This window comes from Microbacterium oleivorans, from assembly GCF_001644225.1.
In the GTDB taxonomy this organism is placed as follows: domain Bacteria; phylum Actinomycetota; class Actinomycetes; order Actinomycetales; family Microbacteriaceae; genus Microbacterium; species Microbacterium gawkjiense.
Genome location: NZ_LSTV01000001.1, coordinates 615,835 through 629,190, shown reverse-complemented (window position 1 = coordinate 629,190; position 13,356 = coordinate 615,835). Strand labels below are relative to the sequence as shown.

Here is a 13,356-nt window from a genome sequence, read left to right as displayed (position 1 = left end):
ACGCTAGCAGCGCCGCGCAGCGCTGTCAGCCGAGCGGACGCAGCTCGATCGACGCGGACGGGACGCCTGCGGACACGGTGCCGAAGGACGTGTACCCGTCGGCGGCGGACCGCTCCAACAGCCCCTTGAGGTTCTTCGTCCGCTGCTCGAGGCGCACACGCGCGCCCTGCGCGACGAAGAACGCCTTGTGGCCGGCGAGCTCGGCGAGGGGGACGTCGCGGTCGGCGATGAGGACGACGGCAGCGGATGCGGCATCCTCCCCCGCTCCGACGAGGTCCACGATCCGCTCGAACCCGATGGAGAAGCCCACCGCCGGCACGTCCTGGCCGAGGAAGCGGCCGATCATGCCGTCGTACCGGCCACCGCCGCCGAGCGAGTAGGAGACCGAGGGATGCGCGAGCTCGTAGATCGTGCCGGTGTAGTAGCCCATGCCGCGCACGAGGAACGGGTCGAAGTGCAGGGGCACGTCGGTGGTCCCCCGCGCGGCGGCGACCGCGTCGCCGATGCCGACCAGGTGGCCGACGATCTCGTCCGAGACGCCCTCGGGGAGCGCCTTGCGGATCTGCGCTTCGCCGAAGGGCAGGTACTCGCGCGTCTGCGGACGGTTCAGGAACGCCTCGAATGCGGTGACGGCGCCCTCGTCCGCGCCGCGGTCCCGCAGCTCGGCGACCACCCCGGCCGGCCCCACCTTGTCGAGCTTGTCGATCGTGATGAGGACGCCGGCGCGGTCCGCCTCGGCGAACCCGAAGGCGGCGAGCATCGCGTCGAGGGCGCGGCGGTCGTTGATGCGGATCGTGCCGCCCTCGAGACCGAGCGCCTCGAGGACGTCGAGGCTCGCCGTCAGCAGCTCGACCTCGGCCCGGGCCGTCGCGTCGCCGATGATGTCGATGTCGCACTGCACGAACTGGCGGTACCGCCCCTTCTGGGGCCGCTCCGCGCGCCACACCGGCGCGATCTGGATCGCGCGGAACACGGACGGCAGCTGTGCGCGGTTGGTCGCGTAGAACCGCGCGAGCGGCACGGTGAGGTCGTAGCGCAGCCCCAGGTCGGACAGGGCCGCCGGGTCGTCGGCGGCGGCGCGGATGGCCTCGGCGTCGAGCCCGCGACGCAGGACGTTGAAGGCGAGCTTCTCGTTGTCACCGCCGATCCCCGCATGGAGCCGCTCGTAATCCTCGACGACGGGGGTCTCGATCTCGTCGAACCCGTGCGCCCGGTAGCGGTCGCGGATGACGGCGAGGACCCGCTCGCGGCGGGCTTTGTCGGCGGGTAGGAAGTCGCGCATGCCGCGCGGCGGATTCACGGAGGGCACGGCCCTAGTCTCTCAGACCGCGCTCCCGGGGCCGCGCCCGCGAGCCCCCGGGCGCCTCAGCGGGACTCGGCCGCGCGGACCTCCTCGGCGAGCGCGCGCAGACGCTGCCGCAGGGCGCGCTCGGCATCCCATCCGGCATCCCTCGCCTGCGCGACCAGCGCCAGCAGCGCCTCGCCCAGCTCCGCCTCGTCGGCGGGCGACGGCGCCGGTGGCGGCGGTGTCACCCCGACCTGCGCCGCCTTCCCGAGCATCTTCTGCGCGAGGGCGAGCGAGGGCATGTGCATCGGCACCCCGTCGAGGACGCTCGTGCGGGTGCGCTTCTCGGCCGCCTTCGCCGCGTTCCAGTGGATCAGCACCTCGTCGGGTGTCGTCGCGACGGCGTCGCCGAACACGTGCGGGTGGCGACGGATCATCTTCTCGGCGAGCGCCGCGGCGACGTCGTCGATGTCGAACGGATCCGTCTCGTCGCGCGAGGCGATCTCGGCGTGGAAGAGCACCTGCCACAGCAGGTCGCCGAGCTCCTCCTTGAGATCGGCGCGGGTGCCCGCTTCGACCGCGTCGACGAGCTCGGCGGCCTCCTCCTGCAGGTAGGGCACGAGGTCGGTGTGATCGATCCGCTGGGTCCAGACGCACCGGTCCCGCACGGCGCGCATCGTCTCCGCTGCCTCCCGCAGGTGGTCGCGGCGGGGTTCGCGGGGCTCGTCCGTCATGACGGACACGATACGAGGGATGCCGCGGGCCGGGGTGATCGCCCGCGGCGAGGGCCCGGCGGACCGCCGCGCGTAGGGTGGGACGGTGACCCCCGCTCCTACCGCCCCGGGTCCCACCGCACCCGCGCAGGCGACCCACGTCTCCCTCCTGACACTCAGCACCTTCGTCGTCGGCTCCATGATCGGCGCGGGGGTCTTCTCCCTCCCGGCGACCTTCGCCGAGTCGACCGGAGTCGCGGGCACGCTGATCGCCTGGGCGATCGCGGGCGGCGGCATGTTCATGCTCGCGCTCGTCTTTCAGCGGCTCGCGGTCCGCAGGCCCGACCTCGACGCGGGCATCTTCAGCTACGCGAAGGAGGGGTTCGGCAACTACGTCGGCTACTTCGCCGCGTTCGGCTACTGGGCGAGCGCCTGCGTGGGCAACGTCTTCTACTGGGTCTTCATCACCGGCACCCTGGGCGCCGTCCTCCCCGCGCTCGGCGAGGGCAACACACCGCTCGCGGTGGCGATCTCCTCCGCCGGCATCTGGCTCTTCTACGTCCTCATCCGTCGGGGCGTCCGCGAGGCTGCGGCGCTCAACCGGATCGTCACGATCGCGAAGACGGTGCCGATCGTCGTCTTCGTCGTGCTCTGCCTCACGGTCTTCGACCCCGCCGTGTTCGCCGCGAACTGGTCAGGCGACCCGGGCACCGGCCTCGGCGAGCAGATCCGCACGACGATGCTCGTGACGGTGTTCGTCTTCATCGGGATCGAGGGGGCGACCGTCAACTCGCGCCACGCGCGACGCCGATCGGATGTCGGACGCGCCACCGTCCTCGGCTTCCTGAGCGTGCTCGCCGTCTTCGCCTCGGTCACGGTGGTCTCGTACGGTGTCATCCCGCGTGCGGAGATCGCGGGGCTCCGCCAGCCGTCGATGGGCGGCGTGCTCGAGGCCGCCGTAGGCGGCTGGGGGGCCGCGTTCATCGGGTTCGCGCTCGTCGTCGCGGTGCTCGGCGCCTACCTCGCCTGGACCCTCATGGCCGCCGAGGTGCTGCTGTCGGCGGCGCGCGCCGGCGACCTGCCCCGGTTCCTGCGGCGCACCAACGCGAAGGACACCCCCACCGGCGCCCTCACCCTCTCGTCCCTCCTCGCGCAGGCGATGCTCGTGGTCGTCCTGTTCGCGCAGAACGCCTTCGACGCGGCGCTCGAGCTCACGAGCGCGCTGGCTCTCATCCCGTTCTTCCTCTCCGCCGCGTTCGCGCTCAAGCTCGCCGTGCAGGACGGTCGCCGGGGTCGTCTCGGCGATGGGATTGTCGCGGTGCTCGCGACGCTCTACACGCTGTACCTGCTGTGGGCCGCGGGGGCGACGTACCTGCTGCTGTGCCTGGTCATCATCGTCCCCGGCACGATCCTCTTCGTCATCGGCCGTCGCCAGCAGCGGGCGCGGGTGTTCACACCTCTTGAGGCGGTCTTGTTCGCCCTGGCGACGATCGGCGCCGTGGTCGCCGTCGTGCTCATCGCGCAGGGCATCATCGCCGTGTGAGGTTAGCGGGCACCGGCATCCACCGTCACGCGGAAATTGTCGCTCGCAATCCTCGCTAACGTGAAACGGTGCACGAACCGACCCCCACCGAAGCCATCGACCTCGTCGGACGTTACGAAGCCGAGCAGGAGATCCCCGAACGGATGCGCGCCGACGTGCGCACGCTCGGCGCGCTGCTCGGGCGCGTGCTGCGCGAGAGCGGTTCGCCCGGTCTGTTCGAGGACGTCGAGCGACTGCGCGTCGCGACGATCCAGGCGTACACCGACCCGACCCCCGAGGCGTTCGCGCGCGCGGCATCCATCGCGGACGCCTTCACCCTGGAGCGCGCCGAGGAGGTCGCCCGCGCCTTCACCTGCTACTTCCACCTCGTGAACCTCGCCGAGGAGCACCAGCGCGTGCGAGTCCTCCGCGAGCGCAGCGGTCGCGGCGACACCCGCGACGCGGGCGACTCGATCGTCTCGGCGTACCGGCGGCTGTCCGAGGAGATCGGGCAGGAGGGCGCCCTCGAACGACTGCAGGGCCTGCGTTTCCACCCCGTCTTCACGGCGCACCCGACCGAGGCGCGGCGCCGTGCGGTGTCGAACAGCATCCGTCGCCTCGCCGATCTGCTGCGCGAACGGGATGCCGCGGAGGCCGACAGCCCCGACCGCCGCCGCGCCGAGCGCCGCATGCTCGAAGAGGTCGACACCCTCTGGCGCACCGCGCCGCTGCGCGCCGAGAAGCCGTCGCCGACCGACGAGGTGCGCGCCGTCATGGCGATCTTCGACGAGACGCTGTACACGTCGATCCCGCACGTCTACCGCCGCATCGACGACGTCCTGCAGGGGGAGGATGCCGGGGCCCGCCCGCCCCTCGTGCGCCCCTTCATGCGCATCGGCTCCTGGGTCGGCGGCGACCGCGACGGCAACCCGTTCGTGACCGCGAAGACGACGCGCAAGGCCGCCGCGATCGCGAGCGAGCACGTCCTGCTCGGACTCGAGCACACCGCGAACCGGGTGGGGCGCACGCTGACCCTCGACGCCGAGTCCACCCCGCCCACGCCGGAGCTGCTCGCACTGTGGCAGCGGCTGAAGGATGCCGACGAGGAGGCGGCGGCGGAGATCGCGAAGCGCTCCCCCAACGAGCCCTACCGCCGCATCATGCTGCTGCTCGCCCGCAAGATCGCCGCGACGCGCACCCGCAACGCGGACCTCGCCTACCGCGATCCCGAACACCTGCTCGCCGACCTGCGGGTCCTGCAGGATTCCCTCGTCTCGGCGCGCGCTCCCCGTCAGGCCTACGGACACCTGCAGCACCTCATCTGGCAGGTCGAGACCTTCGGGTTCCACCTCACCGAGCTCGAGGTGCGCCAGCACTCAGCCGTGCACGCCAAGGTGCTCGCCGAGCTCGAAGCGGGCGGTGCGCGCTCGGAGCTGACCGAGGAGGTGCTCGAGGTCTTCCGCACCATCGCGTTCCTGCAGGACCGGTACGGGCCGCGGGCCGCGGGCCGCTACATCGTCTCGTTCACGCAGTCCGCCGACGACCTCGCCGCCGTCCACACCCTCGCCCGGCACGCCGTGGGTCCCGACGGCACTCCCCCGGTGCTCGACGTCATCCCGCTGTTCGAGACGTTCGCGGACCTGCAGGCCGCCCCCGGCATCCTCGCCGAGATCGTCGACCACCCGGCGTTCGCGTCCCGGCTCGAGGCGACCGGTCGCCGGCTCGAGGTCATGCTCGGCTACTCCGATTCGTCGAAGGACGTCGGCCCCGTCGCCGCCAACCTCGCCCTGTACGAGGCGCAGGCGGAGATCTCGGCGTGGGCGGTCGAGCAGCGCATCGAATTGACCCTGTTCCACGGCCGCGGCGGCGCCCTCGGGCGCGGCGGCGGACCGGCGAACTCCGCGATCCTCGCGCAGCCGCCCCACTCCGTCGACGGCCGGTTCAAGCTCACCGAGCAGGGCGAGGTCATCTTCGCCCGCTACGGCGACCCCGCGATCGCGATGCGCCACATCGACCAGGTCGCCGCCGCGACCCTGCTCGCCTCGGCCCCCTCGATCGAGGACCGCAACCGGTCCGCGGCCGAGCGCTACGCCTCGGTCGCGGCGACGATGGACGCGGCCTCGCGCGAGCGATTCTTCTCCCTCGTGAAGGCGCCCGGCTTCGCGCCGTGGTTCGCCCAGGTGACCCCGATGGAGGAGATCGGGCTGCTCGCGCTCGGCTCGCGTCCGGCGCGCCGCGGCCTGTCGGTGGAGTCCCTCGCCGACTTGCGGGCGATCCCGTGGGTGTTCGCGTGGACGCAGGCTCGCATCAACCTCGCCGGCTGGTTCGGCCTCGGGACGGCGCTCGACGCCGTCGGCGACGAGGCCACGCTGCGGGGCGCGTACGAGGAGTGGCCGCTGTTCCGGACCCTCATCGACAACGTCGCCATGAGCCTCGCGAAAACCGACGACCGCATCGCCCGTCACTATCTCGAACTCGGCGACCGCGACGACCTCGCCGCGCTCGTCCGCGACGAGATGACCCTCACCCGCGACTGGGTCGTGCGCCTGACCGGCGGCACCGAGCTGCTGTCCAACCGTCCTGTGCTGGGGCGCGCGGTGAAGATGCGGAGCCCCTACGTCGACGCGCTCTCGCTCCTGCAGCTGCGCGCGCTGCGCGGACTCCGCGAGACGCAGGCGGGCGGCCAGGTCGACCCCGACCTGCAGCGGCTGCTGCTGCTGTCGGTCTCGGGGGTCGCCGCGGGACTGCAGAACACCGGGTGAGCCCCGGCATCCCTCGGTTCCGCGCGTCCCGCCCCCTGACGGTTCTCCGTCGCGGGCGGGACGCGTCGTCTCAGGCGTCCGCGGTCTCGGCGACCGGGAGCGGGAAGATCTGATCGAGCAGCTGCGCCGTCCACGCGATGAGGTCGGCGTCGGCGAGCGGCTCGCCCCCGGCGGTCGGCAACGGGACGACCATCGCCTCGCCGCCCGAGACGACCTTGGCCTTGGGGTGCAGGCGCTGCAGCCGGACCCGGATCGAGTCCGGGATGTGCGCCGGCGCGATGCGGAGGTTCGGTCCCATCGCGACGACGTCCGACAGGCCCGACTGCGCGGCGCGGCGACGCAGCCGCGCGATCGAGATGAGGCCCTCGACCTCTGCGGGCGGGGCACCGTAGCGGTCGGTGAGCTCCTCGAGCACGAGGTCGATGGCGTCGTCCGCCGCGGTGACGGATGCCGCGGCCGACAGCTTCTGGTACGCCTCGAGGCGCAGCCGCTCGCTGTCGATGTACGACTCGGGAATGCGCGCCTGCACGGGGAGCTCGAGCCGTAGCTCGGTCGGCCCCTCGGTGTCCTCCCCGCGGAAGGTCGCGACCGCCTCGCCGATCATCCGCAGGTACAGGTCGAAGCCGACGCCGGCGATGTGACCCGCCTGCTCGGCGCCGAGGAGGTTGCCCGCGCCGCGGATCTCGAGGTCCTTGAGGGCGACCTGCATGCCGGACCCGAGATCGTTGTTGACGGCGATCGTCTCCAGACGGTCGGCCGCGGTCTCGCTGAGAGGCTTGTTCTCGTCGTAGAGGAAGTACGCGTAGGCGCGCTCGCGGGCGCGTCCGACGCGACCGCGCAACTGGTGCAGCTGAGACAGACCGTACTTGTCCGCGCGGTCGATGATGATCGTGTTCGCGTTGGCGATGTCGAGGCCGGTCTCGATGATGGTCGTGGAGACGAGGACGTCCGCCCGCCGCTCCCAGAAGTCGTCGACGACCTGCTCGAGGGCGTGCTCGCCCATCTGCCCGTGGGCGACGACGATGCGCGCCTCGGGGACGAGCTCGGCGAGCTGCGCCGCGACCCGCTGGATCGACGAGACCCGGTTGTGGACGAAGAAGACCTGGCCCTCGCGCAGCAGCTCACGACGGATGGCGGCCGCGATCTGCTTGTCGCTGCGCGGTCCGACGTAGGTGAGGATCGGATGCCGCTCCTCAGGCGGTGTCGCGAGCGTCGACATCTCGCGGATGCCGGTGACCGCCATCTCGAGCGTGCGCGGGATGGGCGTCGCGCTCATGGCGAGGATGTCGACGTTGGTCTTGAGCTTCTTCAGCGCGTCCTTGTGCTCGACGCCGAACCGCTGCTCCTCGTCGATGATCATGAGGCCGAGGTCCTTGAACACGACCTTCTCCGTGAGGATGCGGTGGGTGCCGATGACCATGTCCACCGTGCCGTCGGCGAGTCCGGCGATGGTGTCCTTCGCCTCCTTGGCGGTCTGAAACCGCGACAGCGGCCGCACCTTGACGGGGAAGCCCGCGAACCGCTCCGTGAACGTCTCGAGGTGCTGCTTGGACAGGAGCGTGGTGGGCACGAGCATCGCGACCTGCTTGCCCTCCTGGATCGCCTTGAAAGCAGCGCGGACGGCGACCTCGGTCTTGCCGAAGCCCACGTCGCCCGAGAGCAGTCGATCCATCGGGATCGGCTTCTCCATGTCGGCCTTGATCTCGTCGATCGTCTGCAGCTGGTCGGGGGTCTCCGCGAACGGGAACGCCTCTTCGAGCTCGCGCTGCCACGGCGTGTCCGGCCCGAACGCATACCCCTTCGAGGCCATCCGCGCCGAGTACAGCTTGACGAGCTCGACGGCGATGTCGCGGACGGCGCGGCGGGCCTTGCCCTTGGCGGCGGCCCAATCCGACCCGCCCATCTTCGACAGCTGCGGCGCCTCGCCGCCGACGTACCGCGACAGCAGGTCGAGCTGGTCGGTCGGGACGAAGAGCTTGTCGCCGGGGTGTCCGCGCTTGGACGGCGCGTACTCGAGCACGAGGTACTCGCGCTTGCTCTTGACCGCGTTGCGACCGCCCGAGGAGACCTCCCGCTGCACGAGCTCGACGAACCGGCCGATGCCGTGGGTCGAGTGGACGACGTGGTCGCCGGGCTTGAGCTGCAGCGGGTCGACGACGTTGCGTCGACGCGAGGCGAGCTTCTTGACGACGCGCGAGTCGGCGCCGATCGTGCGTCCGTAGAAGTCGCTCTCGGTGAAGACGGCGAGCTTGGCGTCAGCGAAGAGGAATCCTGCTTCGAGGGTCGCGACGGTCGCGACCGCGATCCCGGGGTCGGGGACGTCGGTCACCGCGTCCGCGGCGCGCGCGGCGAGCCCGCGTTCGGCGAGGACGTCGCGCGAGCGGTCGACGAGGCCGGTTCCGGATGCCGCGACCACGACGCGCCAGCCCGCGCTCAGCAGGTTGCCGATGTGCTCCGTCGCGCCGTCGATGTTGCCTTGGAACGAGGGGACGGCCGAGGCGGGGATCCGAACCGCCGCATCCGCACGCTCGACGAGGCCCTCGGCGACGGCATCCGACGCCCCCGAATCGAAGGTGCTGAGCGTCCACCACACGCCTTGACGGGAGGCGGAGGCCTCGCGCAGCTCGGGGGGGGTGAGGAAGTCGCCCGCGCCGAGGTCGACGGGGCTCTCGGCGCCGGCGGTCGCCGCGCTCCACGCGGCTTCGAGGAACTCGCGGTTCGTCTCGGCGAGCGTCATGGCGCGGGTGACGGCGCGCTCGGGGTCGACGACGGCCACCGCCGCGCCTTCGGGCAGGTAATCCACGAGCGGAAGGACGGCGTCGGCGACGGCGGGGAGCAGCGACTCCATGCCCTCGACTGGGATGCCCTGGCTCATCTTCTCGAGCATGGTGCCGAGCCCCGGCATCCGATCCCGCAGGGCGGCGGCCCGCTCGCGGACGGCGTCGGTGAGGAGGAGCTCCCGGCTCGGGAGGAGGGTCACTTCGCGCACCTCGCCGGATAGGGAGCGCTGGTCGGCGACGGAGAACGCGCGGATCTGATCGATCTCGTCGCCGAAGAAGTCCACCCGGTACGGGTGGTCGGCGACAGGCGGGAACACGTCGAGGATGCCGCCGCGGACGGCGAACTCGCCTCGTCGCGAGACCATGTCGACCCGGTGGTACGCGAGTTCGACGAGTCGGTGGACGATGTCGTCGAGCTCCTGCCCGCGGGACCCGAGCTCGAGCCGGACGACACCGGCATCCGTCAATCCCGCCGCGATCGGCTGCAGCGCGCCGCGGACGGACGCCGTGACCACGAGGGGGGTGCGACCGTCCCAGTCGGCCGCATCGCGGAGGACGCTCAGCCGCCGGCCGACGGTCTCGGCGCTGGGGCTGAGACGCTCGTGCGGCAGGGTCTCCCATGCCGGGAGGTGCCGGACGACGGCGTCGGGCAAGAGGCACTGCAGGGCCGCACCGATGCTCTCAGCGCGCCGCCCCGTGGGGGCGACGAGCAGCAGGACGGGAGGCCGTCCCGACGCGGCGCGTCGCTCGAGGAGTCCGGCGAGCAGCGGAGCGTCGAGGCCCGTCACGGCCGAGAAGTCGACATCCGATCCGGCGCCGTCGAGGGCCTCCCGGAAGCTGTCAGCCTGTTCGAGGGCGCGCACGATCCCGGGAATTGTCACCGGGGAAGTCTACGCGGCCCGTCGGACACCGGGGTCGGCGAGGCGGGCGCGGTGCGGCGTGGGATCGAACATGGGTTCCCCTTCGGTCGGGCAGATACGAGTGTTAGTTCGAAGATACGACTTGACCACTACCTGCGCCAGTCCTAGAATAGAACAAATGTTCCCCTCCGAAGATGACTTCACCACCTCGCTGATGGCGATCGTCGATGACGTCGCGAGGGTGGCACGCGAGGTGGGGTCCGCGCAGATCGCGGAGCTGCGTCTACTGGCCGCCGCCGGCCGTCTCGCCGAAGCGCAGACCGCGCAACGCAACGCCCGCGTGCAGGTGCACGACATGGCACTCCGGTCGATCGCGGGCGAGGTCGGCGGCGTGATGCGGGTGACCGATCGGACCGTGCAACGCCGGATCGGTGAGGCGCGGACGTTGATCGAAGGGTTACCCGCGACGGTCAAGGCGTGGGAGCAAGGTCGCATTGTGCGGGGCCACGCGATCACGATCGTGGAGACCGGGACGAGCCTGCCGGCAGAGATGTGGGCGGAGTTCGAACAGCTCGCGATCTCACGGTGCGAGCGGGACACCCCGAACCGTGTCCGGGGACAGTTGGAGATCCTCGCGCTCCGGATGCACCCGCGCTCGTTCGCCGAGCGGCATGAGGAAGCCGCCGCTGGGCGTTGCGTCCGGATCGTGCCGGGACAGAACGGGATGAGCGACGTGGTCGCAACCGTCCCGACGGTGATCGCCGAGGGCATCCACGACCGACTCACGCAGCAGGCGCGGGCCATTATCGACACCCGCGACGAACGGATTGCCGTTCGCGGCGGTGCGGGTGTTGCGTTCGGGGAAGCCGCCGCGACGCGCACTGGTGACGAAGAGGGCAACGACGATGACTCCGCCGCGATCATCGCCACCGACCAGCGCTCCATCGACCAGGTCCGCGCTGACGTGTTCGCCGACTTGCTGCTGGCGGGAACACCCGCCCTCGATGACACCCGCGACACCACCGCTGGCCCGCTGGGCGCGATCCGCGCGCGCGTGCAGGTGCTCATCCCCGCCGCGACGCTCACCGGAGAAGACGACGGGCCCTGCGACCTCACCGGGCGCTCCCCTATCGACCCCGCGACGGCGCGCACCCTCGCCGGCGGCAGCGGGATGTGGGAGCGCCTGTTCCACGACCCGACCACCGGGGTCACGGTCTCGACAGATTCGTACCGGGTCCCGTCGGGGATGCGCAGGTTCCTGCAAGCCCGGGATCAACACTGCCGGTTTCCCGGGTGCCGCGTCGCCGCGATCCGTTGCGAGGTGGATCACACCCACGACCACGCGCTCGGCGGCAGAACCGAACTCTCGAACCTGGCGCACCTGTGCCAGAGGCATCACTCGATGAAGCAGTTCACCGCGTGGAGAGTGCGACAACTCAAGGGTGGCGTCCTCGAATGGACCTCACCCCTCGGCAGGACCTACAGAGAAGACGTACCGACACCGGCCGTCGCCTTCACCCCTGCCGCACCACCACCACCGCCACCCGGGGCGACAGAACCCGCACCCTTCTGAGACAACCACGATTCCGGGATCGCGACACCCCTCCCGCCGAGTCGCCAGTCGCGCTCACGACACGTCAGCGTCGACCGCGCGGGCCTCACTCGCACTCTTCAACCGCGCCAGGTGATACCGCCACCCTGCCGCGTGTTCCGACGGCAGCGAGTCCGGAGTCCCCACACCCGAGAATCCCGACTCGGTCAGTCTCACCGGCGTCGAATCGCCGTGACCGACGAGCTCGATCTCGACGTCGAGAGGGCCATCCCACCCGTCTTCCGACCAGCGGAAGCCGAGAACGTGCGGTTCCACACAGTGGGTGACGCTTCCCGACGCGACGCCCTGACGCCCGTCTTCGACCCACGTCTCCACGAGCGGCGAATCGACAACCGCCTCGAAGCGCATCTCCGGCCACCACGCGCTCCGACCGACGGTGAGACACCGCCAGACATCCTCCACGGACGCACGGATCTCCGTCACCACCGTCAGCGAATCGCCAACCACGTGATCACACCATCGACCACTCAGGCGCGCGGCGCGTGATGGCGCTGCTGCGCGGCGAGCAGCCCCTCGTCGACGAGCTGCTCCACGGCATCCGCCGCATCGGCGATCGCGATGGGGAGGTTCGGGCGTTCCGCGGCGCCGAACGGATCGAGCACCCAATCGGCGGGGTCCTGACGCCCCGGCGGACGCCCGATGCCGACCCGCACCCGAAGGAACTCCGGCGTGCCGAGCGCCTTCGCGACGTCACGGACGCCGTTGTGCCCGCCGTGACCGCCGCCGACCTTCAGCTTGAGGGAGTCGAAGGGGATGTCGAGTTCGTCGTGCACGATCACGACCCGCTCCGCCGGCACACCGTAGAAGGCCGCGAGCGCCGACACCGGACCACCCGACACGTTCATGAACGAGTTGGGCTTGGCGAGCACCAGCTTCGGCCCCCCAGGTCGCAGCCACGTCTCGGCGACCCGCGCGTTCGCTTTGTGCGAGCGCAGCGTCTCGGAACGCCGTCGCGCGAGCTCGTCGATCACCATCTGCCCGACGTTGTGACGCGTCGCCTCATAGCGCGGACCGGGATTCCCGAGCCCCACGATCAACCAGGTGTCGGCCATGACCGTCCCTTCCGACGACGAAGCCCGTCGCAGCAACAGCGGCGACGGGCTTCGAACGTGTTCGTCTTACTCGGCGGATTCCTCGGCGGCAGGCGCCTCGTCGCCCTCGGCCTCGGCCTCGGCGCCCTCCTCGGACGCCTCCGCCTCGTCCTCGACGGGAGCCGGCGGCAGCGCGACACCGACGACGAGCGTGTCGGCCTCGGTCACCAGCGTGGCACCGCGGGGCAGCGTCAGCTCACCGGCGGTGATGTGGGTGCCGTCCTCGAGGCCCTCGACCGAGACCTCGATGTTCTGCGGGATGTGGGTGGCCTCGACCTCGAGCGCAACGGTCGTGTTCTCGAGCGTCGCGATCGTGCCGGGGAACGGCTCGCCGACGACGGAGACGGGGACGTCGACCTGGATCTTCTCGCCCTTCTTCACGACGAGGAGGTCGATGTGCTCGATGATCTGGTGCACGGGGTCCTTCTGGACGTCCTTGACCAGCGTGAGCTGCTGCTTGCCGGCGATCTCGAGCTCGAGCAGCGCGTTGGCGCGACGGATGAGCAGCGAGACCTGGTGGCCCGGAAGCGCGACGTGCACGGGGTCCGTGCCGTGGCCGTAGATGACAGCGGGGATCTTGCCGGCCGCGCGCAGACGGCGGGCGAAGCCCTTACCGAACTGCTCGCGCAGCTCGGCGACGACCTTGGTGTCGGTCTCAGTCGACATGAGTGTTCTCCTTGCGGGCCATCACGGCCCAGTCAATCGGGGCCGGTACGGCCTCGTCTGTACCC

General features: G+C 71.0%; 9 protein-coding genes. 3 read left to right on the top strand and 6 right to left on the bottom strand.

Going from position 1 to position 13,356, the window contains the following annotated elements; translation table 11 throughout:
• Positions 1–25 precede the first annotated feature (25 nt).
• Both AYL44_RS02890 and AYL44_RS02885 read right to left on the bottom strand, forming a co-directional pair.
• Positions 26–1,282, bottom strand: coding sequence for a histidine--tRNA ligase (locus tag AYL44_RS02890; protein ID WP_064001741.1), 1,257 nt, complete (start codon positions 1,280–1,282; stop codon positions 26–28).
• An 83-nt stretch (positions 1,283–1,365) separates the two neighbouring features.
• The gene (locus AYL44_RS02885) at positions 1,366–2,019 is read right to left on the bottom strand and encodes a MazG family protein (RefSeq protein ID WP_064002447.1); all 654 of its coding nucleotides are present in this window, start codon (positions 2,017–2,019) and stop codon (positions 1,366–1,368) included.
• An 85-nt stretch (positions 2,020–2,104) separates the two neighbouring features.
• On the opposite strand from AYL44_RS02885, the gene AYL44_RS02880 reads away from it, so the two are divergent.
• On the top strand, positions 2,105–3,541 hold the full coding sequence (locus AYL44_RS02880) for a basic amino acid/polyamine antiporter (RefSeq protein ID WP_064001740.1): 1,437 nt from the start codon (positions 2,105–2,107) through the stop codon (positions 3,539–3,541).
• 68 nt (positions 3,542–3,609) lie between these two features.
• Positions 3,610–6,282: a phosphoenolpyruvate carboxylase gene (locus AYL44_RS02875; protein ID WP_064001739.1), complete on the top strand. Its 2,673-nt coding sequence runs from the start codon at positions 3,610–3,612 to the stop codon at positions 6,280–6,282.
• A 70-nt stretch (positions 6,283–6,352) separates the two neighbouring features.
• Here the strand turns inward: AYL44_RS02875 and mfd are convergent, their stop codons facing one another.
• Complete coding sequence (mfd, locus tag AYL44_RS02870; RefSeq protein WP_197471571.1) at positions 6,353–9,943, bottom strand: transcription-repair coupling factor; 3,591 nt, start codon at positions 9,941–9,943, stop codon at positions 6,353–6,355.
• Between the two features lie 157 nt (positions 9,944–10,100).
• On the opposite strand from mfd, the gene AYL44_RS02865 reads away from it, so the two are divergent.
• On the top strand, positions 10,101–11,495 hold the full coding sequence (locus AYL44_RS02865) for an HNH endonuclease signature motif containing protein (protein ID WP_064001737.1): 1,395 nt from the start codon (positions 10,101–10,103) through the stop codon (positions 11,493–11,495).
• Between the two features lie 54 nt (positions 11,496–11,549).
• On the opposite strand, the gene AYL44_RS02860 is transcribed toward AYL44_RS02865, so the two are convergent.
• The 3 genes from AYL44_RS02860 to AYL44_RS02850 form a co-directional block, all read right to left on the bottom strand.
• The gene (locus tag AYL44_RS02860; RefSeq protein ID WP_231872709.1) at positions 11,550–11,957 is read right to left on the bottom strand and encodes an SRPBCC family protein; all 408 of its coding nucleotides are present in this window, start codon (positions 11,955–11,957) and stop codon (positions 11,550–11,552) included.
• A gap of 44 nt (positions 11,958–12,001) precedes the next feature.
• Positions 12,002–12,586: an aminoacyl-tRNA hydrolase gene (pth, locus tag AYL44_RS02855; RefSeq protein WP_064001735.1), complete on the bottom strand. Its 585-nt coding sequence runs from the start codon at positions 12,584–12,586 to the stop codon at positions 12,002–12,004.
• A gap of 66 nt (positions 12,587–12,652) precedes the next feature.
• Entirely contained in the window at positions 12,653–13,291 is a 639-nt protein-coding gene (locus AYL44_RS02850; RefSeq protein WP_064001734.1) for a 50S ribosomal protein L25/general stress protein Ctc, read from the bottom strand.
• Positions 13,292–13,356: the final 65 nt, after the last annotated feature.